A 21,305-nucleotide genomic window follows, 5' to 3' on the forward strand; every position below is an offset into this window, starting at 1 on the left:
AGGGGCAAGTTTGCCTCTTGCTGTTTTTATTTTTTCAGGGTACCGATTTGTTTCTTTACTTTCCGGAGTTCGTTACGGATTAGTTCCATGTCTTTGCGTAAGGTAAGATATTGGTCGTCGTTGTTTTGCAGTTTCCGGAAAATTTCTTTGAGGTAATACAGCTCACCGTTTTCTTTGTTTTCAGACGTTTTATCTTTATCTTCAGGTATTTCCTTGATAATACCTTCTATCAATAATTGTTCGAGGCTAATCTCCAGGAGTTCGCAGATTACTTTTATTTTGGTATTATCTGCCTTTTTTACTTTTCCATTCAGGTAATTGCCTATGGTAGTGGCAGAAATTCCTGTTTTTTGATGAATTGTATATCCTGTTTCTTTTTTGAGCTTCATGAAGTGGAGAAGCCTTTTTTGAATTTCAGGGGTTAATTCCATAGTTTATCATTTTGGTTGCAAAAGTAATATATCTTTTCCATTTTGCCTGTACACAAATATACGGATAATTTATGATATTTTATTGGGTCGGTTCAGGGGAAAAATGACCGTCGGTAAATTAACTTTTTTTTAACCGCCGGTATATGAAAAAAGATAGGATGCGCTCATTAAAATTAATAGTTTTGTATCGAGTTAATAATATTATTTAATAGTTATGGCAGAAAATAATACAGTAGAAAAGATAAAGTGTGTTATTGTGGGTTCGGGTCCTGCCGGTTATACTGCGGCTATCTATGCGGCCCGGGCTAATCTGAAACCGGTTCTTTATACAGGACTCCAGATGGGAGGACAATTGACCACTACCACTGAAGTAGAAAATTTCCCGGGGTATCCGGAAGGTGTGACGGGGCCGGTGATGATGGAGGATATGCGCAAACAGGCAGAGCGTTTTGGTACAGATATTCGTTTTGGCATTGTGACGGATGTGGATTTCTCCGGTCGTTCTCATAAACTAACCATTGACGGGGAGAAGCAGATTGAGGCAGATGCTGTGATTATTGCAACGGGAGCTTCGGCCAAATACCTGGGTTTGCCTTCCGAAGAGAAGTTCAGGGGAATGGGTGTCAGTGCCTGTGCTACGTGCGACGGTTTCTTCTATCGTGGAAAAGACGTTGCTGTTGTCGGAGGCGGTGATACGGCTTGTGAGGAAGCCACTTATCTGGCCGGTTTGTGCCGTAAGGTCTATCTGATTGTACGCAAACCTTACCTGCGGGCTTCAAAAGCGATGCAGCAGCGGGTGTTCAACACCTCTAACATTGAAGTGTTGTTTGAACATAATACGCTGGAATTGTACGGGTCGGATATGGGAGTAGAAGGAGCCCGTTTGTTGTACCGTAAGGGAGAACCGGATGAAGCTGAAAAGGACATCAAGATCGACGGTTTCTTTTTGGCGATAGGCCACCATCCGAATTCTGAGGTGTTCCGCAAATATGTACATGTGGATGAGCAAGGTTATATTCTTACGGAAGGTGCTTCAACGCGTACGAATGTGCCTGGTATTTTTGCTGCCGGTGATATCATGGATCCGGTTTATCGTCAGGGAATTTCTGCTGCCGGTATGGGCTGCCGCGCTGCTATTGATGCAGAACGTTATATTGGTGAACTGGAGAGCAATTAATTTAAATGTTGCGGTTACAACCGGGATTCTCTGCTGGTTGTAACCGCAATTTCAGATTTTAAACGAGGTTATTTTTGTATATGGGTAGTGTGCTGTAAGCGGTGGCTTTTATTTTATGGTAACCAGGGTTGCGCCGTAGCCATATTGCTTGAAAGAAGCATCCTGATGGTGATGGCGTTTGTATTTTGTCTGAAGTTCCCATTGTATTCTTTGCCTTAGAATGCCATCTCCTTTTCCATGAATAAACACTATTTTTTGTCCGCGGCGTAGTTTGTATTCTTCCATCGTTTTGCGGAAAGTTTCCAGTTGGTATTCCAGAATGTCTTTATTATCCATTCCCGCAGTTGTTTCCAGCAATTCCCGGCAGTGAAGGTCTATTTCTATCAGGTTGCTGTTGGTTGGCCGGGAGTTCCGGGAAGGAGCAGGTTTTTCCGCTGTTTTCTTTTCTTTGATAGCCTCTTCCAGTTCCTTTTCGTTGATTTCCTCTGTTATGATGAGGTGTTTTTGTTCCAGTGGTTTCAGTATTGAAATTTTTTCGAACCAACGGGAATGTTTATATGAACCCGATTTGCAAAGCATTGGTGGGTTAATTTTTATTTCTGTCTCAACGGCTTTTTTTAAGGCTGTTTTTCCTTTCCGGAAGAATATGGCCTGAATGTTTATGCTTTTGATGTTTGTATCTATTTCTTTCAGGGAGTAGGTTCCGATGGGGCAGGTGGAATCCGGGGAACAGTTGCCGGCGAGGATTCCGGTGTATTGATTGTCTTTACAAAAAGATACGGAGAACAGACATGTTTGTTCCGTGTCGTTGACAACGTATAAATCATATCGGGACTCTGTCAGATTGTGAAAATTATCGGGAACCAGGGCCAGATAGATTGTATCGGAAGAAACGGTAGGCACTGCTTTTTGACCGGGCACTGCCTGTCCGGAAAGGGGAGCTTTTTCAAAATCCGTACGGATGACGACCAGGTCGTTGACGGATGCCGGGATTTCGAATCCGTATTCATCCACATATACGTTTACGGTGGAATGGTCCACGATTGCGGTTACCTTTCCTTCTAATTTTTCGGTCAGAAATCTGACCATATCACCTATTCGGATATTCATACAGATGCAGGCAGTTATGTTCTTTTTGTCAGAGTACTTTAAAGCTTAAAGGTTTTTGGGGGTGGTGTCCGCTGCATTCGTGCTGTTCATCGTGGTGATTGCAGGTCTCTCCGGAATCTTTAATTTTTCCCTGGAGCCAATCTTTTACAACCGCTTCGACAGGTCCGCTGCAACCCCTGATAACCTGGATGTGGTGGGCTTCCAATACATTCTTTGCTCCTTCTCCCATGTTGCCTGCCAGCAGGAGGCTTACTCCTTTTTCTTCCAGCACGCCTGCGATATTTGATTTACAACCGCAGCCTTCGGGAGAGGCCTGAGTTTCCCTGTCTGCGATTTGTTTGTCTTCGCTGATGGTGAAAATGGTGTAATATTCACAGTGACCGAAATGGTCATCTACCGACTGGTTGCGGGTTGGGATAGCTATTTTCATAGTAGAACGGATTTTGATGCAAAGATACAATTTAATTGTAAAGGATTATTTCTCCGGTAATTTTTTCAGGCAGAAAAACCAGTCTGAACAATGATTGTCAGAAGTATTGCATTGCATTCTTTTTTCGGCATCGTCGTAAGTGGCAGGGTTGGGGAGGATGACTTCTTCTCCGGGGATCCAGTCGGCAGGCAGGGCCACGCCATATTGGTCGATGGTTTGCAGTCCGATTAGAACCCGCTTCAGTTCGGTGAAATTTCTTCCCAATGCCATGGGATAATAAATGATAGCGCGGATGATGCCCTGAGGGTCAATAAAGTATACGGCCCTCACTGTCTGGGTAGTGCTTTCTTCGGGTTGCAGCATCCCGTATAATTGGGCAATTTCGGCACTTAAATCGGCAATTAACGGAAACCGGATATCTAAATTTTTGATCCCCTTGTATTCAATTTTTTCTTTAATGGTTCTTAACCAGGCGATGTGACTATACAATCCGTCTACTGAAAGTCCTATCAACCGGCAATTTAATGCTTCAAATTCTTTAGCCATACTTCCGAAAGCGATAAATTCTGAAGTACATACCGGTGTGAAGTCAGAGGGATGGCTGAACAGAATGATCCATTGGCCGTTGAAGTCTACGGGGAAGTGAATCTTTCCCTGGGTGGTGACAGCATCGAAAACGGGTGCCTGATCTCCGATGCGGAGAGGCGGGGTATTGATTTCTTCGGTATTCATCATTTCCTAAATTAACGGTGATAGGTTAATATTAAATACGGGGTGAATCAGGAAAAAGTTTGTCTTTCTCCGGCGAACCTTGGAGGGGGAGGCCCGTACAATTTAAAAATATCAAAATAGATTTATGGTCCGGAAGAATTTTTGGATATGTTTGTTTTTGTTGGTATGTAGGAGTGTGTTGTGGGGACAGTTAAATGGGCAGGCGGAAAATGCGGTTGGCGTTCAGTCGGAGGATTCTTTGATGGAAGCGTTGGGTACGATACCTGCATTTACTATTTATAAGGATAATTATGTGGTGACCGGAACGAGTTTTAAGGGAGGCAAAATCACCAAATACAATTCAGATGCTAAGTTTCAGATTAGTTTACGTCATCGGTTGTTCCGGAATTTATTGCCTTTCCGGCTGTATGTCTTTTTGACTTACACTCAACTTTCTTTTTGGAATATTTACCGGGAGTCGGCGCCTTTTGCTGAGACGAATTATAATCCGACCTTGGGGGTGGGACGGAATTTTATCCGGAGAGGCCGGATCGAGGGCATCGGAATGATACAATTTGAACATGAGTCTAACGGCCGGGACAGTATTCAGTCCAGAAGTTGGAACCGGCTTACTTTTACAGGAATTTATATGCCCGATGCGAATTTTTCTTTTCAGGTGAAGGCTTGGATTGCTATGATGTTTTCCCGTTATAATCCTCATCTTACGCAATATGCCGGCATAGGCCATGTGGGGATGACGTATGTCAACCGCCGCAACCGTTTTCAGGGGACGGTCCTGATGATAAAGAGGGGAGGCTGGAATCTGAATGCAAACTGGCGTTTGGGCATAGCCTATCGTTTGTTTCGGAGAGATAACCAGTTTTTGTATTTGCAGTTCTATAACGGTTATGGGGAAAGGATGCTCGAGTATAATCGTTTTTGTCGCTATTTACGCATCGGATTTATGATAAAACCTCATTCTGTAAGTATATTTTGACGGGTGATATCTTTTTGATTAATTGAAATATTTTAGCCTATAATCATTTTAATTTATTATATTAGCAGGCAAAAAAGTTTACTATTGAAATGATATTTTAATATTTGTCCTTATGAATCTGAAGGAATTTCAACAAGCTATCCGGGAAGGGATTCCGGCTGAGTTGCCTGCACCGAAACCGTATGATCCGGAGATAAACCATGCTCCCAAGCGGAAAGATATATTGACTGCAGAAGAAAAGAAACTGGCTGTCCGGAACGCTTTACGCTATTTTGCGCCCCGGCATCACGCTGTCCTGGCTCGTGAGTTTGCCGAAGAATTGGAAAAATACGGCCGTATTTATATGTATCGTTTCCGGCCTGATTATGAGATGTACGCCCGTCCGATCGAAGATTATCCGCACAAGAGTTTGCAGGCTGCAGCTATTATGCTGATGATTAACAATAACCTGGACAAAGCAGTGGCCCAACATCCGCATGAATTGATTACTTACGGAGGAAACGGAGCGGTTTTCCAGAATTGGGCCCAGTATCGGCTGACCATGAAATATTTGTCGGAAATGACAGATGAACAGACGTTGGTGATGTATTCCGGTCATCCGATGGGATTATTTCCTTCCCACAAGGATGCTCCCCGGGTGGTGGTGACCAATGGCATGGTTATTCCGAATTACTCAAAACCGGATGATTGGGAGCGTTTTAATGCTTTGGGAGTTTCTCAATACGGTCAAATGACAGCCGGTTCTTATATGTATATCGGACCTCAGGGAATTGTACACGGCACGACTATTACCGTATTGAATGCCGGGAGGAAGATTTCGAAGCGGGGAGAAGGCCTGGCAGGGAAATTGTTTGTTACCGCAGGCTTAGGCGGGATGTCCGGAGCTCAGCCCAAGGCCGGCAATATTGCGGGATGTGTCAGCATTACTGCTGAAATCAATCCGAAAGCCACTCAGACGCGTTATTCCCAGGGGTGGGTGGATGAAGTGATTGGCGAGCTGGATGTTCTGGTTGAACGAGTCCGGAAGGCTAAGGCGGCTAAAGAGGTGGTTTCCATTGCTTATCAGGGAAATGTGGTGGATTTGTGGGAGCGTTTGGCAGAGGAAGACATTGTCGTGGAGCTGGGTTCTGACCAGACCTCTTTGCACAATCCGTGGGCCGGGGGATATTATCCGGTGGGTCTCAGTTTTGAAGAAAGCAAACAGATGATGGCTGAGCAACCGGAATTGTTTAAACAGAAAGTACAGGAATCCTTGCGCCGTCATGTAGCTGCTATCAACCGTTGTGTGGAGCGTTTCGGTACCTATTTCTTTGATTACGGAAATGCTTTCTTGCTGGAGTCATCCCGTGCGGGTGCGGATATATTGAAACCGAATGGTGATTTTAAATATCCGTCATACGTTCAGGATATTATGGGGCCGATGTGTTTTGATTACGGTTTCGGTCCGTTCCGTTGGGTATGTACCAGCGGGAAACCGGAAGACCTGGCTAAAACGGATGATTTGGCCTGCCGGGTGCTGGAAGAATTGGCTGCCGATTCTCCCGAGGAGATACAACAACAGATGCATGACAATATCCGGTGGATAAAGGCTGCTGCTGAAAATCATCTGGTGGTGGGGTCTCAGGCCCGTATTTTATATGCGGATGCGTTGGGTCGTCTGCGGATTGCCGAGGCTTTTAACAAGGCTATCGAATGGGGTGAAATTTCGGCTCCTGTTGTATTGGGACGGGACCATCATGATGTTTCGGGGACGGATTCCCCTTACCGGGAGACTTCTAATATTTATGACGGTTCGAAATTTACGGCAGATATGGCTGTACAGAATGTCATCGGAGATGCTTTTCGCGGAGCTACCTGGGTGTCCTTGCACAATGGCGGAGGAGTTGGTTGGGGGGAAGTGATTAACGGTGGATTCGGTATGCTTTTGGACGGTTCTGCTGACGCTGAACGACGGTTGAAAGGAATGCTTTTCTGGGATGTCAATAACGGAATTGCACGTCGTAGTTGGGCCAGGAATCCGGGGGCTGTATTTGCCATAAAACGGGCTATGGAAGCCAATCCGGCGTTAAAAGTGACCCTGCCCAATTATGCTGATGACCAACTGATTGACAGTCTGGATTTCTAAGCTGAAATTCAGACCGGAAAAGTCCGTATTGCTTTGTGAAAAAGTATACGGACTTTTTTTTTGTCTTTTTGTTGATATTTCTTTCATTATTTCCGGATGATTATTTTGTAACAGGTACATAATTTCAGATGGCCAGGGAAATATACGTTAACTATAATAATTTGCAGAAGTTTCAGATAATTTTTTTATTTTATTGATATAGACTATCTTTGTCTGAAAATTCAGATGAATTCAATTATTGTTTCGTTGTGTCTAAAAAGAGGATAAAAAAGAATATAGAGATTGGATTTATTCCGGGTATCTACCATTACTGTGACCACTGGTGTGAACGTTGCGAGCAGAGGTTACACTGCATGAGTTATGTGATGGGGAAAAAATTGGAGGAGAGGGGCGGATTTCATTTAGAGCAGGAGTTCATCCATGAAGGGGAGGGGCTTTGGACCCGGTTGAAGGATGTTTTTGAGTCTACTTATGCAGTGTTGCACGAATTGGCAGAAGAGCAGGGTGTAGGAGTGGAGGATATTTATGCTGCCGAGAAAATAAACCGGGAATTTTTGGGAAATGATTTTGAGATTTGGGTGACAGGGGATGAGGAAGACCAGGAAACTGAGGATTCGGATATTATTCGGATTACTCTGATTTATGAGGATTTGGCAGAGAGGTATTTGCAGAGAATATTAGGAATCAATCCGGAAGAAAAGCTTCGGGAACGGGAAAAAAGCGAAGCTTTTGAAGTCATCAGTTGGTATATTCATTTTATGCGGGTGAAGATGCAAAGGGCTTTATATGTTTATCAAAGACAGGTGTTATCGGATGGAGCGGAGAATTATAACGGTTCGGTAAAAGTGGTATTATTGGCTATCGACCGTTCTGTTGAAGCCTGGCAAAAAATATATGCTTCCGAGAAAAAATGGCGGCGGGAAATCCGTCAGGTTTTGGTTGTCCTGGAACAGTTGAAACGGGACATAGAGAAACAATTTCCGAAAGCCAGGGCTTTTAAAAGGCCGGGATTTGAAAAAAAATGATTTCACTTCCCGGTTGTTTCTTTTGTATTTCCTTAAAGTACTTCAGCTACGACAAAGGTGCTGCCTCCGATGTAGATCATATCTTCTGAGGTTGCATTGCGGCGGGCTGCGGCATAAGCTTCGGCGACGGTGGGATAGGTTGATCCTTTTAATCCTGTGTGCCGCGCTTTTTCGGCAAGTGCATTTTCATCCATGGCCCGGGGGATGGAAGCCTTACAAAAATAATAAACGGCTTCGCGGGGAAGAATATCCAATACGCTGCTGATGTCTTTGTCGCTGACCATGCCTATGACAAAGTGGAGACGTTTATAATGGCAGGTTTTTAATTGCCGGGTGATTTCCGAGATTCCGTCTATGTTGTGTCCGGTGTCGCATATGGTCAGCGGGCTTTGGTTTAAAGTCTGCCAACGCCCCAGCAAACCGGTGTTGGTAATGACTTTGGCTATTCCCTGACGGATTTGTTCGTCGGAGAGGGAAAGGCCGCTTTGCCTGAGACAGGGAATGGTTTCCAGTACGTTCGGAATATTTTTTCTTTGGTAAATGCCTTTCAGTTCACAACAGAGGTTTTGGAATTGCCAGCCGGAAGAATGCTGTAAATCATAGCTGCCGTCTTCGTTTGGTTCAAGGTGCCAGTGGTCGCTGGCAAATTGTAGCGGAGATTTGCACCGGGCTGCCTTTTTTTCAAATACAAAATCATAGGCCGGATTGCGTGTACCGATCACTGCCGGTATGCCCGGTTTTATGATTCCGGCTTTCTCTTCCGCTATTGTTTCCAGTGTATTACCCAGTAGGGCCATATGGTCGAACGAGATATTGGTAATCACGGAGGTCAGGGGAGTGATGATATTGGTGGAGTCTAAGCGTCCCCCCAATCCGACTTCAATGACTGCAATATCCACTTTTTCGTCAGCAAAATATTTGAAAGCCATCGCAACGGTCATTTCAAAGAAAGAGGGGCGGATGCTGGCGAATACAAGCTGGTGGGTTTCTATAAATTCCGTTACATACCGCTCGCTGATCATTTTTCCGTTGATTTTGATTCGTTCGCGGAAATCTTTTAAATGTGGCGAGGTATACAATCCGGTTTTATATCCTGCCTCCTGAAGGATGGATGCCAGCATGTGGGATACCGAACCTTTGCCGTTGGTCCCTGCCACATGTATGGTTTTGAATTGGTGGTGGGGGTGTCGGAAGTATTTATCCAGTAGGAGGGTATTGTCTAAATTGGCTTTGTAAGCGGCTTGTCCTTCCCGTTGATACATGGGGAGTTGAGCGAATAGCCAGCGAAGGGTTTCCTGATAGTCCATGTGCATGCAGAATTATGTTTTCCTGTGTCGGGCAAAAGTACGAAACAAATGAAAAAGGGACGCCGGAAAATGAAAATTTTATTGCCGCCGGAGTAAAAAGTTTGGAAAATCTTTTTCTGATGCTATGAAAAAAAGATTATTTTTGCGGGTTATAAGATGAAGAACATGGAAAATGAACTTTTTCTGCGGAGTGGATTCTCATGGGAGGAAATAAAGAAGATGATATTTTATGAAATCTGATAATAATGTACCTATACCGGTGCTGAGGCGAATGCCTTCTTACTTGTCTTTTGTAAAAACTTTACAGAAACAAGGTGAAAAGTATGTGTCTTCGACCCGCATTGCCGAATATATGGAAATTGATTCGACCCAGGTTACCAAAGATTTGTCCCATACGGGTATTTCCGGAAAAACGCGGGTTGGATATGAGGTGGATAGTTTTGTGAAAGTCCTGGAGGACTTTCTGGGGTTCAGCCGGGTGGACAGCGCTTTTCTGGTCGGAGCCGGTTCCTTAGGGTGTGCTTTGTTGCAGGATAAAGGTTTGTCGGCTTTTGGCCTGCAGATAGAAGCGGCTTTTGATGTGGATAAATCGAAGATAGGAGTGAAGGTGAATGATATAGGGATTCATCACATTGACCAGTTCAGGGCGATGGCTGCCGAACGGAATATTGTCATCGGGATTATCACTGTACCTGCGGAGAATGCACAAAACGTTGCGGATCTGATGGTGGCCTGGGGAATCAAAGCGATCTGGAATTTCACACCGGCCCGGATTAAGGTGCCGGCGCACATTGTGGTTCAGAACACGACAATTTATATGAATCTGGCTATTTTGTTTAATAAGTTGTACCATCAGGAATAAATAGAGTGCCTTATTTTCAGTTCTTCGTTTTATTACTTATCTTTGTTCTTCATTAGAAACAAACTGCGTACGTAGCGTAGTAAAATTTAAATATTATGATAAAGATTAAATTTCCAGACGGAAGTGTAAAAGAATTTGAGGCTGGTGTAACCGGACTTGATATTGCCAAGGCAATTAGTCCCAGACTGGCCCAGGAAGTGTTGTCAATCAGTGTAAATGGAGAAATCCGTGATTTGACACGGCCTGTCACTGAAGATGCTGAGATAAAATTACATACCTGGGAGGACGAAGAAGGGAAACATGCATTCTGGCATTCTTCCGCCCATTTGATGGCAGAGGCTTTACAGCAATTGTATCCCAATACCAAGTTTGGTATCGGACCTGCTATTGAAAACGGATTTTATTACGATGTCGACCCGGGAGAAGGAGTTGTCCTGACGGATAAGGATTTGGAGGTCATTGAAAAGAAAATGCTTGAACTGGCCCGGCAGAAAGAGGAATTTTGCCGGATAAATGTCAGCAAGCAAGAGGCTTTGGCTCATTTTGATTCTATACATGAGACCTATAAAGTGGAGTTGATCAACGATTTGGAAGACGGCAAGATAACCTATTACCGTCAAGGGTCGTTTACAGACCTTTGCCGGGGGCCCCATTTACCGGACACTTCCTATATTAAGGCCATCAAACTTACCAGTCTGGCCGGTGCTTACTGGAGGGGAGACGAACACAATAAGATGTTGACCCGGATATACGGGATTACTTTCCCGAAACAGAAGATGCTGGATGAATGGCTGGTTTTGATGGAAGAGGCTAAACAGCGGGACCACCGGAAGATTGGCAAGGAAATGGAATTGTTCTCTTTTTCCCAGTCTGTAGGTGCCGGTTTGCCATTGTGGCTGCCGAAGGGGGCGATGTTGCGCGACCGCCTGGAGGCTTTCCTGCGGAAAGTGCAGAAGAAGTACGGTTATCAGCAAGTGATTACCCCGCACATCGGAAATGTGAATTTGTATAAAACTTCCGGACATTTCCAGAAGTACGGAAAAGACAGTTTCCAGGTGATTACCACTCCTCAGGAAGGCGAGGAGTTTATGTTGAAACCGATGAACTGTCCTCATCACTGTGAGATTTATAAATTCAAACCGCGTTCTTACAAGGATCTTCCTTTACGCTTTGCGGAATTCGGTACGGTATACCGTTATGAGCAGAGCGGGGAGTTGCACGGATTGACCCGGGTGCGCGGATTTACGCAGGATGATGCTCATTTGTTCTGTACTCCGGACCAGTTGAAAGATGAATTCAAGAAAGTAATAGATATTATCTTTACTATTTTTAAGGCGTTGGATTTTGAAGATTTCACCGCCCAGGTGTCTCTGCGCGACCCGAATAACCGAGAAAAGTATATCGGTACGGATGAAAACTGGGAGAAGGCGGAACGGGCTATTATCGAAGCGGCGGAAGAAAAAGGGCTGCAAACCACAGTGGAATTGGGTGAGGCTGCTTTTTACGGACCTAAGCTTGACTTTATGGTGAAGGACGCTATCGGCCGGAAGTGGCAGTTGGGAACGATTCAGGTGGACTATAATCTGCCGGAACGTTTTGAGTTGGAATATACCGGTGCGGACAATGTGAAACACCGTCCGGTGATGATTCACCGGGCTCCGTTCGGCAGTATGGAACGTTTTGTGGCCGTATTGATTGAACATACCGGAGGAAAGTTCCCGTTGTGGCTGGCTCCGGACCAGGTTGTAGTCATGCCTATCAGTGAAAAATTCAATGATTATGCGCAAAAACTTTCGGATTTGTTAAATAATTCCGATATTCGCACCGTTTTAGACGACCGGAATGAAAAAATCGGGCGTAAAATCCGGGATAATGAATTGAAAAAGATTCCTTATCTCCTGATTGTCGGCGAGAATGAAATGAAAGACCATACGGTTTCCGTGCGCCGTCAGGGACAGGGAGATATGGGGATTATGCCGGTTGAGGAATTTATTAAAAAGATAAATGAAGAAGTAAATAGTCAATTGGAGACCATTTACAGTTATTAATAACTAAAGGAGGATTAATTATAGCAACGAGAATGGAAGTCAGAGGCTCAAGACATCAGGTTAACAAAGAACCTCAGCATAGAATTAATGAGTCAATTCGTGCAGCCCAGGTGCGGGTTGTCGGTGAAAACATTGAAACGGGAGTTTATCCTTTGCGTGAAGCTTTGGCTATGGCAGAAGAAGCGGGATTGGATTTGGTGGAAATTTCCCCGAATGCGGAGCCGCCGGTGTGCCGTATTATAGATTACAGTAAGTTTCTTTATCAGTTGAAAAAGAAACAGAAGGAGATCAAAGCGAAAAGCGTAAAGGTGGTAGTGAAAGAGATTCGTTTCGGGCCTCAGACCGACGACCATGATTTTAATTTCAAACTGAAGCATGCAAAAGAATTTTTGCAGGAAGGGGCGAAAGTCAGGGCATACGTGTTTTTTAAGGGCCGTTCCATTTTGTTCAAAGACCAGGGTGCCGATATTTTATCCCGTTTCATTAATGAATTGGAAGACTGCGGAAAGGTGGAAGCCGCTCCGAAGTTGGAAGGTAAGAAAATGATTGTGGTGATTGCACCGAAAAAATAAAGCCTCAGGCTTTATGTTTGATTGATGATGAACGGTGTGTTGTTGCCGGAACACGATGAAAATACATTGTTCGTTGTTTGTCAGATGCTCAGGATAACGGCGGAAGCCGATCAGTTATATTTTTCTGAAACACAATTAAAATTTGAGAAGATGCCAAAGATGAAGACAGTGAGTAGTGCGAAAAAGAGATTTACTTTGACCGCTACGGGGAAGATCAAGAGAAAACATGCTTTCAAAAGTCATATTCTGACTAAGAAAACAACCAAACAAAAACGCAATCTTACGCATGCTACGACGGTGGATGGCCACAATTTGGCTGCTGTCCGTAAAATGCTTGTGATGTAAGAAGATTTTTTAAGATTTATTTTATTCACCGGAATGTTATGCCGTAAGTTTCTCCGCAAGCGGGAACGCTGACATTCAAAAAAACGAAAATTATGCCAAGAGCTAAAAATGCCGTTGCTTCAAGAGCACGTAGAAAAAAGGTTTTAAAACAGACCAAAGGTAACTTTGGTGCCAGAAAAAATGTTTGGACGGTTGCCAAAAACACATATGAAAAAGGTTTGACATATGCGTTCCGTGACAGACGTAAAAAGAAATCGGAGTTCCGAGCATTGTGGATTCAGAGAATTAATGCCGCCGTACGCTTGGAAGGATTGTCTTATTCCAAATTTATGGGCCTGATTCATAAAGCGGATGTGGACATGAACCGTAAAGTTCTGGCCGACCTGGCCATGAACCATCCGGAAGCTTTTAAAGCGGTGGTTGCTAAAGCAAAGGAATTTGCGAAATAAATGAACTGAACATATCCTGAGGAACGGACTGCCTGAAACTTGTCAGGCAGTCCGTTTTCGTTTATGTCATATTTGGTGTATTGTTAACAGTGGTGTATGGAAATTTTCAAATTATTTGTAAAACAGATATATTTTGGTTATATTTGACGATGTTAACAAAATCATTTGGATATGAAAAAAGCTATGATGTATTTAAGCGGTGTAAAATCCGGGTATTTTATGTTGTTGGCGTGTTTAGTCCTGTTGGCTGGAGTAACTTCGTGCAGCGATGACAATTTGGAAACCGACTTTCCAGAAGAGTCCGGACAGCTCTCCAATGCCGAACTGATTGAACGGGCACTGAGCAAGCTGCCGCCAACACGGGCCAATGGCAACATGCCTGTTGTAATGGTGACTAAGAGTGATTCGATTCGTATCGTAGGACAGTTAAATGGCCGAATGATAATCAACTGGGGCGATGGTTCTCAGGATACTACTGCTTTAAATCATTTGATACAAACTCACACTTACACTGACAATGAAAAGTGCCATGTTATTTTTTTGGAAGGTCTTCCTTCAGCCATGAGAAAATTATGGATACCCCAGAATAGACTTATTTATCTGGATATTGCAAACAATACAGAGTTAACGCTCTTGAGGTGTGTGGGGAACGAATTGGAGTCACTGGATTTGACCGGATGTGACGCATTGGAAATAGTTGCAGTGATAGACAATAAGTTGCATTCTATTGATGTAAGCCACCTGAAACAATTGCAAATATTGGAATTAGAAGGCAATGAGTTGGAACGTGCAGATATATCCAACCATCCGATGCTCCATACGCTGAATCTGGGAAGAAATCCGATAAAAGAGCTGAATCTGTCCAATAACCCGCAACTTATCTTTCTTCTTCTTGAACGTCTTCCGATAGAAACGCTTAATCATCTTGCTGTCACTGATTCGAGCTTTATCGGTTTTCCGGGCCTTCCCAGATTAGAATACCTGGATGTTTCCTATGCGTTCTTTACTTCATTGGACATATCAAACAATCCGGACTTGCATACTCTTGATATTTCCGACGGTTCCATCACCCGACTGAATATATCCAATGGGGAGATCGCATCTGTGAATGCAAGTAACTCCAAATTGACCGAACTGATATATACGCCAAATAAGATATTGAATCTGTATGACTTACGTATAGATGGTACTCCATTTGAGGAATCTTCGTCAAATCTGTATCCTTTGCTTACTTCCGGTTTGCCGGACAGGACAAAGCCGGACAAGTACGGCAACGTAAGGCAGGGAGGGCTGTACACCGACATGAAAGCCTTGGTTAATCCTTTTCTTACCTATCTTGAAAAGAAGAACTGGGTAGTCTATCCGTAGAGAATCCCATTTCCATTTGTACCTTTATGTTTGCCACAAAGAAAATATTGTTTTATTGGTGTTTTTTCTTTCTTTTCTGCGGGCAAGTGTTTTCGCAGGAAAGAGAGAAAGTCACCCCTAAACCTTGCCCCGGAGTGGTGATTAATGGTGTATGCTGGGCGGAATGTAACGTGGATGAACCGGGTACCTTTGCTGCTACTCCCCTTTCATATGGAATGCTCTACACGTGGAATCAGAAAAAGGCATGGCCTTTGGAAACGCAGGATACATGGGGGTGGTCAGGAGAGCATTTCTATGAATGGACGGTCGATAATGATCCATGTCCTTCGGGATGGCGGGTGCCTACCATAGAGGAATTTCAAAAATTATTGGATAGGTCGAAAGTCACCAGGACTTACTTTGATATTGCCACTCCCGAAGTCCAACCAACGGGATTTAGATCCATTTGGGGATGGAAATTTACGGACAATTACTCAGGAAATAGCATTTCTTTAGTGCGGGCTGGAATGATTCTATATGATGGAGACTATACGGCACATGCTGCAACGTCAGGTTATTGGACACGCTCATTGAGACCTAATAGATTCTATAGATATTATATATCCATGTCCTCCTTGAGTTTCGAGATTTCTAGCACAGCCTCTTATGAGGCTATGTCTGTCCGGTGTGTTGTTCCCGATTGGGAAGCGTCGCCCTGTGATACCATTCTTAAGGATACTGCAGTTGTCATTTGTAAAAAAGATTTGCCTTATCTGTGGGGTGATACGATTTTTGACATCGGAACAGAATCGGGAGTCTATCGCTTCCAGTATGCCGGAGCCACAGGTTGCGACAGCATTGTTCATCTCCATTTAAATGTTCACCAACCACAAGAATTTTTTTTCTCGGATGCAGTATGTTGCGGCAGCCATTATAATAACTACGGATTCACGCTCTCTGCCATCTCTGCCGATACAGTTGTCAGCGACACCTTTCAAACCCGGTGGGGATGCGACTCCATCCGTACCCTGTCCCTGTCCGTCTATCCTGCATATAATGAGACTTTCTACGACACAATTTGTCAGGGGGATGCTTATGACGGATTCGGATTCCAATTGCCCGAAGAAACCAGCAGTGGCACATTTACGAAAAACTATCTGACCATACACGGGTGCGACAGCACGGTTACCTTGCATCTGCACGTCTGTCCGGCCTACGACCTTTCTTTTTCGGATGCGGTATGTTGCGGCAGCCATTATAATAACTACGGATTCACGCTCTCTGCCGTCTCTGCCGATACAGTTGTCAGCGACACCTTTCAAACCCGGTGGGGATGCGACTCCATCCGTACCCTGTCCCTGACTGTAAATCCGTTATACGATACGCTGCTGTACGATACGGTTTGCTATGGAGAGCCTTATTATAAATACGGATTTCAATTACCACAGGTGCTGAATGACGGAGTATACCATCTTCCTCTGGTTTCTCAGGCCGGTTGCGACTCTATTTTATCTCTGTATCTGACCGTCCTGCCGGTATTTCATCTTACTGTCCGCGACTCCGTCTGCCCTTCGGAACGGTATGACAAGCACGGGTTTCACCTGTCCGACGTCAGGACAAGCGGCTTGTTCCGGTTGCCTTTGCAAACCGTACACGGATGCGACAGCGTCATCACCTTAGAATTGTATGTGTATCCCACTTATTTCCATCCCCGTACGGAATATATCTGCTATGGAGATACTGTTGATTTTCGGGGCAGACGCTTGTACGAAAGCGGCATCTATTACGATTCACTGCGGACCGTACACGGTTGTGACAGCATATACAATTTAGACCTGACGGTTCATCCGGTATATGATATCCGGTTTTCCGGAGTGCTGTGTGAGGGAAGTTCATACACCGGATACGATTTTGATGTTTCCGAAGCCGGGGTGCATCAACACCGCTTGAAAAGCGTGCACGGATGCGACAGCGTTGTTACCCTGACTCTTACGGAAGAGAAAAAGATACAGGGCGGTATCGGATTTCTGTTAGACGATTGCAGCACTCACAAGTACCGTTTCTTTTTGGACCCGCCGCAACCGTTGCACACCTGGCAATGGGAGATGGGGGACGGGACGGTTTACCGCTCCGAAGAGGGATTCCATCGTTATGCGGATTCCGGTGTTTACCGCATACAGCTCCGCACGGAGACCGATAGCGGCTGCGAAAATCATTTCTCCCACGTCCAACAGGTGCCGTCCTATCTGTCGCACGTGCCGGTGCATGCCGACCGGCAGGTCATTGATGAGAACTATCCCACTGTGCGGTTTCGGACGGAAGTGCCGTCGGACATGGAGGGTGTGTGGAACTTCGGGGATGGTACGACGGCTAAAGGAGACAGTGTTATCCATACGTTCGATGCCACTTCCCGGGAATACTATGATGTTACGCTCAGGGTCATGAATGCGGACAGTTGCATCACGGAAAACAGCCTGCGGATAGAGGTGCTTTTTCTGCCTAAGCCCGTCAATACGTTCAGTCCGAACGGTGACGGTGTCAACGATATCTTTATGGCGGACTACCGGATTGAAATCATAGACCGCAACGGACTGCGGATTTATGCCGGAGACAACGGCTGGGACGGAACCTGTAAGGGCAGACAGGTTCCTGAGGATACTTATTTTTTCCGGCTGTATTACCGCACTGCGGACGGGGAGAGAGTGAAAACGGGATATGTAACGTTGGTTCGGTGAACCGGAGAATATGGAAATTTCGGTACAGGTACTTTTTACATGGAAAATACAGGGTGCAGATGGGGGTGAATATGATTTTCTCCCTGGATAAAGCGGGAGGAATTTGTATTTTTGTCATATCAATTTTTAGTGTTGTATTGATTATGGAAGGACGGAAGATCTCTGTTGTTGCTATGGGAGCCGGAAACCGGATGGTTACGTATGGGGCTTATGCCAGTTTGCATCCGGAAGAAATGGTGATTGTCGCTGTGGTGGAGCCCAATCTTTTACGGCGGGAGTCGTTTGCCCGGGAGTATGGGATTCCGCAGGAGAGGTGTTTTACCGGGTGGCAGGAATTCCTGGCTCAGGACCGTATGGCTGATGCTGTGTTCATCTGTACGCCGGATAATATGCATTACGAACCTGCGATGTTGGCTTTGAGGAGAGGGTATCATATTTTTTTGGAGAAACCCATTGCCCAGTCCTGGCAGGAATGCCTGGATATTGCCGCTTTGGCACGTAAAATGGGAAAGGTGGTCGGGGTCGGGCATGTATTGCGTTATCATCCTTATTTTAAGAAAATGAAAGAGGTGTTGGAAGAGGGGTGTCTGGGAAAATTGATTTCGGTTAATCATGTTGAGGCGATTGGCATCGAACGGATGACCCATGCTTTCGTCCGGGGGTTGTGGCGGCGGGAAGAGGAAACCAATCCTTTGATTCTGTCGAAAGCCTGTCATGACCTGGACCTGTTGGTTTGGCTGACTGGAAAGTTATGCCGGCAAGTGGCTTCGTTCGGCAGTTTGAAATGGTTTAAGGCAGATAATGCGCCTCAGGGGAGTACGTTAAGGTGTACGGATGGATGTGTGGTGGAGAGGCAGTGTCCTTATTCGGCCTTGGATTTGTATTTTCGCAGAAAACGCTGGCTGAGGCATTTTGATTTGCCGCAGGGTGCGGATATGGAGGAGGTGATTATGCAGGAATTGAAGACCGGGCCTTATGGACGTTGTGTCTATCGTTGTGATAATACCGTGGTGGACCATCAGGTTGTGTCTATGTTGATGGAGGAGGACATTACTGTGAATTTGTCTCTTGATGCTTTTACCCGGGATTCGGGAAGGAAAACTCATTTCATGTGCAGTGAAGGTGAGATGTCCGGAGATGAGAAAACGCTGACCGTCCGCTATTTTCATCCCGGCAGGGAAGCGTGCCGGTATGATTTTTCTTCTAATGCCGGAGAGTGTAATTATCATGGCGGTGCGGATTTGAATATTGTCGGGGATTTTATAGCAGCACTACGTGAAGGGGATGGCAGACATTTACGGACAGGAATTGAGTCTTGCCTGGAGAGTCACCGCGTTGCTTTTGAAATTGAGAAAATACGTTTGACTGATAGGTAACCTTGCAGAATAAATGCTAACTTTGGCGATAAATATGAATTTAATATTGAATATATGCGGATAGCTTTACTGGGATATGGTAAAATGGGAAAACTGATAGAACGGATTGCCATTGAACGAGGTCATGAGGTTGTTGTCACTGTGGATGAAACCAACCGGAGTAAGGTGACGGACGACCAACTGAAACAGGCGGACGTGGCGATTGAGTTTACCATGCCGGCGGTGGCGGTGGAGAATTATAAATGGTGTTTCGACCTGGGGGTGCCGGTGGTTTCCGGAACCACGGGCTGGCTGGATAGATGGGAAGAAGTGACGGCTTATTGTGAACAGCACCGGGGAGGATTTTTTTATGCTTCCAATTTTAGTATCGGAGTAAATATTTTTTTCCGGTTGAATAACTATCTGGCCAGGTTGATGCATGATTTTGATGATTATAAGGTTTTTATTGAGGAGACTCATCATATTCATAAGCTGGACGCTCCGAGCGGGACAGCTATAACGATAGCCGAAGGTATTCTGGAAAATCACGGAGGGTATTCTTCCTGGGAATTGAACCAGGGAGAGACTGTGGCTAAGGATATTTTACCTGTCACGGCCAAGCGGATTGGGGAGGTGCCGGGTATACATGCTGTGAATTACCGTTCGGAGGTGGATGAGATTGAAATCAGGCATTCGGCTTTTTCCCGGGAAGGATTTGCCAAAGGAGCTGTGCTGGCGGCTGAATTTCTGAAAGGAAAGACAGGAGTTTTGGGTATGGAAGATATGTTGAAATTATAGAGATTATGAGAGATATTTTAACAAATAAGTGGTTTAAATTCGGTGTTGTAATCGTATTGTATTTGCTCTGGGCCTATTGGGTCGGGAGTTGGTGGTTGCTTATTCTGGTTCCGGTGATATTTGATGTTTACATCACTAAGCGGGTGCATTGGGCTTTCTGGAAGAAAAAAGGGGTGAAGAAGCAAACGAAAGTGGTGGAATGGATAGATGCTTTGATTTTTGCGGTGGTGGCGGCTACTTTGATTCGGATGTTCTTTTTTGAGGCCTATACGATACCTACTTCTTCGATGGAAAAAAGCATGCTGGTCGGAGACTATCTTTTTGTCAGCAAGGTTGCTTATGGTCCTAAGTTGCCGAATACTCCCCTTGCCGTGCCTTTTACGCATCACACCTTACCTTTTACCGCTAATGCCAAGGCTTATTCCGAGGCTGTTCAGTGGCCCTATAAACGTATTGGAGGGTTAGGCAAGATTAAACGGAATGATATTGTCGTATTTAATTTTCCAACAGGAGATACGGTGGTGGTGGGAATAGAGAATCCGGATTATTACAGTCAAATCCGTTCCAATGCTGCTTATTTTATGGGGCAGAATGCGGCCTTATCCCGCAAGGAGGCTGAAAAGTTGGTTCGGGACCGGATGTGGGAACGTTTTGATATTATCAGCCGTCCGGTGGATAAGCGGGAGAATTACATTAAACGGGGAGTAGGAATGCCGGGAGATACCCTGGAGCTGAAACATGGGCAGTTGTATGTAAATGGCGAGATGGCCGATAATCCGGAACATTTGCAATATGATTATCTGGTAAAGACGAACGGGACACCTTTAAATAAAATGAAATTGCAGGATTTGGGTATTGCTTTGGCTGATATAGGCATGCCGGCTCCTTATTATCATTTGCCCCTGACGTTGGAGATGGTGGAAAAATTAAAAGCATTTCCGAATGTGACGGAGATTGTCCGGAGGGAAGAGACAGGTATCAATCCGGATATTTTTCCTTTTGATACATTGAATTATCCCTGGAATGTAGATAATTTCGGTCCGTTGTATATACCTAAAAAAGGAGAGCGGGTGGAATTGAATCTGAAGACTTTGCCGTTGTATGAAAGAATCATAGGTGTTTACGAAGGGAATACTTTGGAAGTAAGGGATTCTGTTATATTGGTGAATGGGCAGCCTGCCGATAGTTATACCTTTCAAATGGATTATTACTGGATGATGGGAGATAACCGTCACCAGTCGGCCGATTCCCGTTTCTGGGGATTTGTTCCGGAGGATCATGTGGTGGGGAAGGCTTATTTTATTTGGTTGTCTTTGGATAAGGATAAATCTTTCCTGAATAAGATTCGCTGGCACCGGTTATTCCGGTTTGTTCATTGAGCGAGGACGGTTTGAATGTCCCGGATAGAAACCATGAGCGGTTTTCTATCCGGGACATTTTTTATTCTTTTCTAAAAAATCGTTTATAAGGAAACTTTTATG

Annotated in this window: 19 protein-coding genes; 14 read left to right on the forward strand and 5 right to left on the reverse strand. The window is 44.8% G+C overall.

What is annotated here, in order from left to right; translation table 11 throughout:
- Window positions 1-26 precede the first annotated feature (26 nt).
- Complete coding sequence (locus tag D1136_RS00220; RefSeq protein ID WP_161875611.1) at window positions 27-431, reverse strand: helix-turn-helix transcriptional regulator; 405 nt, start codon at window positions 429-431, stop codon at window positions 27-29.
- A gap of 214 nt (window positions 432-645) precedes the next feature.
- On the opposite strand from D1136_RS00220, the gene trxB reads away from it, so the two are divergent.
- Entirely contained in the window at window positions 646-1,608 is a 963-nt protein-coding gene (trxB, locus tag D1136_RS00225) for a thioredoxin-disulfide reductase (RefSeq protein WP_161875612.1), read from the forward strand.
- A 108-nt stretch (window positions 1,609-1,716) separates the two neighbouring features.
- Here trxB and D1136_RS00230 read toward each other — a convergent pair whose 3' ends face one another.
- From D1136_RS00230 to D1136_RS00240, 3 genes are read right to left on the reverse strand one after another with little or no spacing between them, the layout of a single operon-like run.
- Window positions 1,717-2,718, reverse strand: coding sequence for a DUF2027 domain-containing protein (locus D1136_RS00230; protein WP_161875613.1), 1,002 nt, complete (start codon window positions 2,716-2,718; stop codon window positions 1,717-1,719).
- Window positions 2,719-2,746: 28 nt separating this feature from the next.
- On the reverse strand, window positions 2,747-3,148 hold the full coding sequence (locus tag D1136_RS00235) for a NifB/NifX family molybdenum-iron cluster-binding protein (protein ID WP_161875614.1): 402 nt from the start codon (window positions 3,146-3,148) through the stop codon (window positions 2,747-2,749).
- A gap of 45 nt (window positions 3,149-3,193) precedes the next feature.
- Window positions 3,194-3,880: a peroxiredoxin gene (locus D1136_RS00240; RefSeq protein ID WP_161875615.1), complete on the reverse strand. Its 687-nt coding sequence runs from the start codon at window positions 3,878-3,880 to the stop codon at window positions 3,194-3,196.
- Window positions 3,881-4,004: 124 nt separating this feature from the next.
- On the opposite strand from D1136_RS00240, the gene D1136_RS00245 reads away from it, so the two are divergent.
- The 3 genes from D1136_RS00245 to D1136_RS00255 all read left to right on the forward strand — a co-directional run bounded on the left by D1136_RS00245 (window position 4,005) and on the right by D1136_RS00255 (window position 8,006).
- On the forward strand, window positions 4,005-4,856 hold the full coding sequence (locus tag D1136_RS00245) for a phospholipase A (RefSeq protein WP_161875616.1): 852 nt from the start codon (window positions 4,005-4,007) through the stop codon (window positions 4,854-4,856).
- Window positions 4,857-4,968: 112 nt separating this feature from the next.
- Window positions 4,969-6,981, forward strand: coding sequence for a urocanate hydratase (locus tag D1136_RS00250; RefSeq protein ID WP_161875617.1), 2,013 nt, complete (start codon window positions 4,969-4,971; stop codon window positions 6,979-6,981).
- Window positions 6,982-7,229: 248 nt separating this feature from the next.
- Window positions 7,230-8,006 (forward strand): hypothetical protein, encoded by a 777-nt coding sequence (locus tag D1136_RS00255; protein ID WP_161875618.1) that lies wholly within the window; start codon window positions 7,230-7,232, stop codon window positions 8,004-8,006.
- Window positions 8,007-8,038: 32 nt separating this feature from the next.
- Here D1136_RS00255 and D1136_RS00260 read toward each other — a convergent pair whose 3' ends face one another.
- Window positions 8,039-9,313 carry a folylpolyglutamate synthase/dihydrofolate synthase family protein gene (locus tag D1136_RS00260; protein WP_161875619.1) on the reverse strand — a complete coding sequence of 425 codons (1,275 nt, stop codon included), beginning with the start codon at window positions 9,311-9,313 and terminating at the stop codon, window positions 8,039-8,041.
- Between the two features lie 229 nt (window positions 9,314-9,542).
- Between D1136_RS00260 and D1136_RS00265 the strand changes: the two genes are divergently transcribed.
- From D1136_RS00265 to D1136_RS00310, 10 genes are all read left to right on the forward strand, one after another.
- Window positions 9,543-10,175, forward strand: a complete 633-nt coding sequence (locus D1136_RS00265; protein ID WP_161875620.1) for a redox-sensing transcriptional repressor Rex — start codon at window positions 9,543-9,545, stop codon at window positions 10,173-10,175.
- Between the two features lie 95 nt (window positions 10,176-10,270).
- Window positions 10,271-12,223 (forward strand): threonine--tRNA ligase, encoded by a 1,953-nt coding sequence (thrS, locus tag D1136_RS00270; RefSeq protein WP_161875621.1) that lies wholly within the window; start codon window positions 10,271-10,273, stop codon window positions 12,221-12,223.
- A 32-nt stretch (window positions 12,224-12,255) separates the two neighbouring features.
- Window positions 12,256-12,795 carry a translation initiation factor IF-3 gene (gene infC, locus D1136_RS00275; protein WP_161875622.1) on the forward strand — a complete coding sequence of 180 codons (540 nt, stop codon included), beginning with the start codon at window positions 12,256-12,258 and terminating at the stop codon, window positions 12,793-12,795.
- Window positions 12,796-12,945: 150 nt separating this feature from the next.
- Entirely contained in the window at window positions 12,946-13,140 is a 195-nt protein-coding gene (rpmI, locus tag D1136_RS00280; protein WP_161875903.1) for a 50S ribosomal protein L35, read from the forward strand.
- 92 nt (window positions 13,141-13,232) lie between these two features.
- A complete protein-coding gene (gene rplT, locus D1136_RS00285) occupies window positions 13,233-13,589 on the forward strand; it encodes a 50S ribosomal protein L20 (protein WP_161875623.1) in 357 nt (118 codons plus the stop codon).
- Window positions 13,590-13,760: 171 nt separating this feature from the next.
- Window positions 13,761-14,957 carry a leucine-rich repeat domain-containing protein gene (locus D1136_RS00290; RefSeq protein WP_161875624.1) on the forward strand — a complete coding sequence of 399 codons (1,197 nt, stop codon included), beginning with the start codon at window positions 13,761-13,763 and terminating at the stop codon, window positions 14,955-14,957.
- Window positions 14,958-14,983: 26 nt separating this feature from the next.
- Complete coding sequence (locus D1136_RS00295) at window positions 14,984-17,671, forward strand: PKD domain-containing protein (RefSeq protein ID WP_161875625.1); 2,688 nt, start codon at window positions 14,984-14,986, stop codon at window positions 17,669-17,671.
- A gap of 59 nt (window positions 17,672-17,730) precedes the next feature.
- Window positions 17,731-19,047, forward strand: coding sequence for a Gfo/Idh/MocA family protein (locus D1136_RS00300; RefSeq protein WP_237566941.1), 1,317 nt, complete (start codon window positions 17,731-17,733; stop codon window positions 19,045-19,047).
- Window positions 19,048-19,101: 54 nt separating this feature from the next.
- Complete coding sequence (gene dapB / locus D1136_RS00305; RefSeq protein ID WP_161875626.1) at window positions 19,102-19,824, forward strand: 4-hydroxy-tetrahydrodipicolinate reductase; 723 nt, start codon at window positions 19,102-19,104, stop codon at window positions 19,822-19,824.
- Window positions 19,825-19,829: 5 nt separating this feature from the next.
- Complete coding sequence (locus D1136_RS00310) at window positions 19,830-21,203, forward strand: S26 family signal peptidase (RefSeq protein ID WP_161875627.1); 1,374 nt, start codon at window positions 19,830-19,832, stop codon at window positions 21,201-21,203.
- Window positions 21,204-21,305: the final 102 nt, after the last annotated feature.

Source organism: Odoribacter sp. Z80, assembly GCF_009935865.1.
Taxonomy (GTDB): domain Bacteria; phylum Bacteroidota; class Bacteroidia; order Bacteroidales; family Marinifilaceae; genus Odoribacter.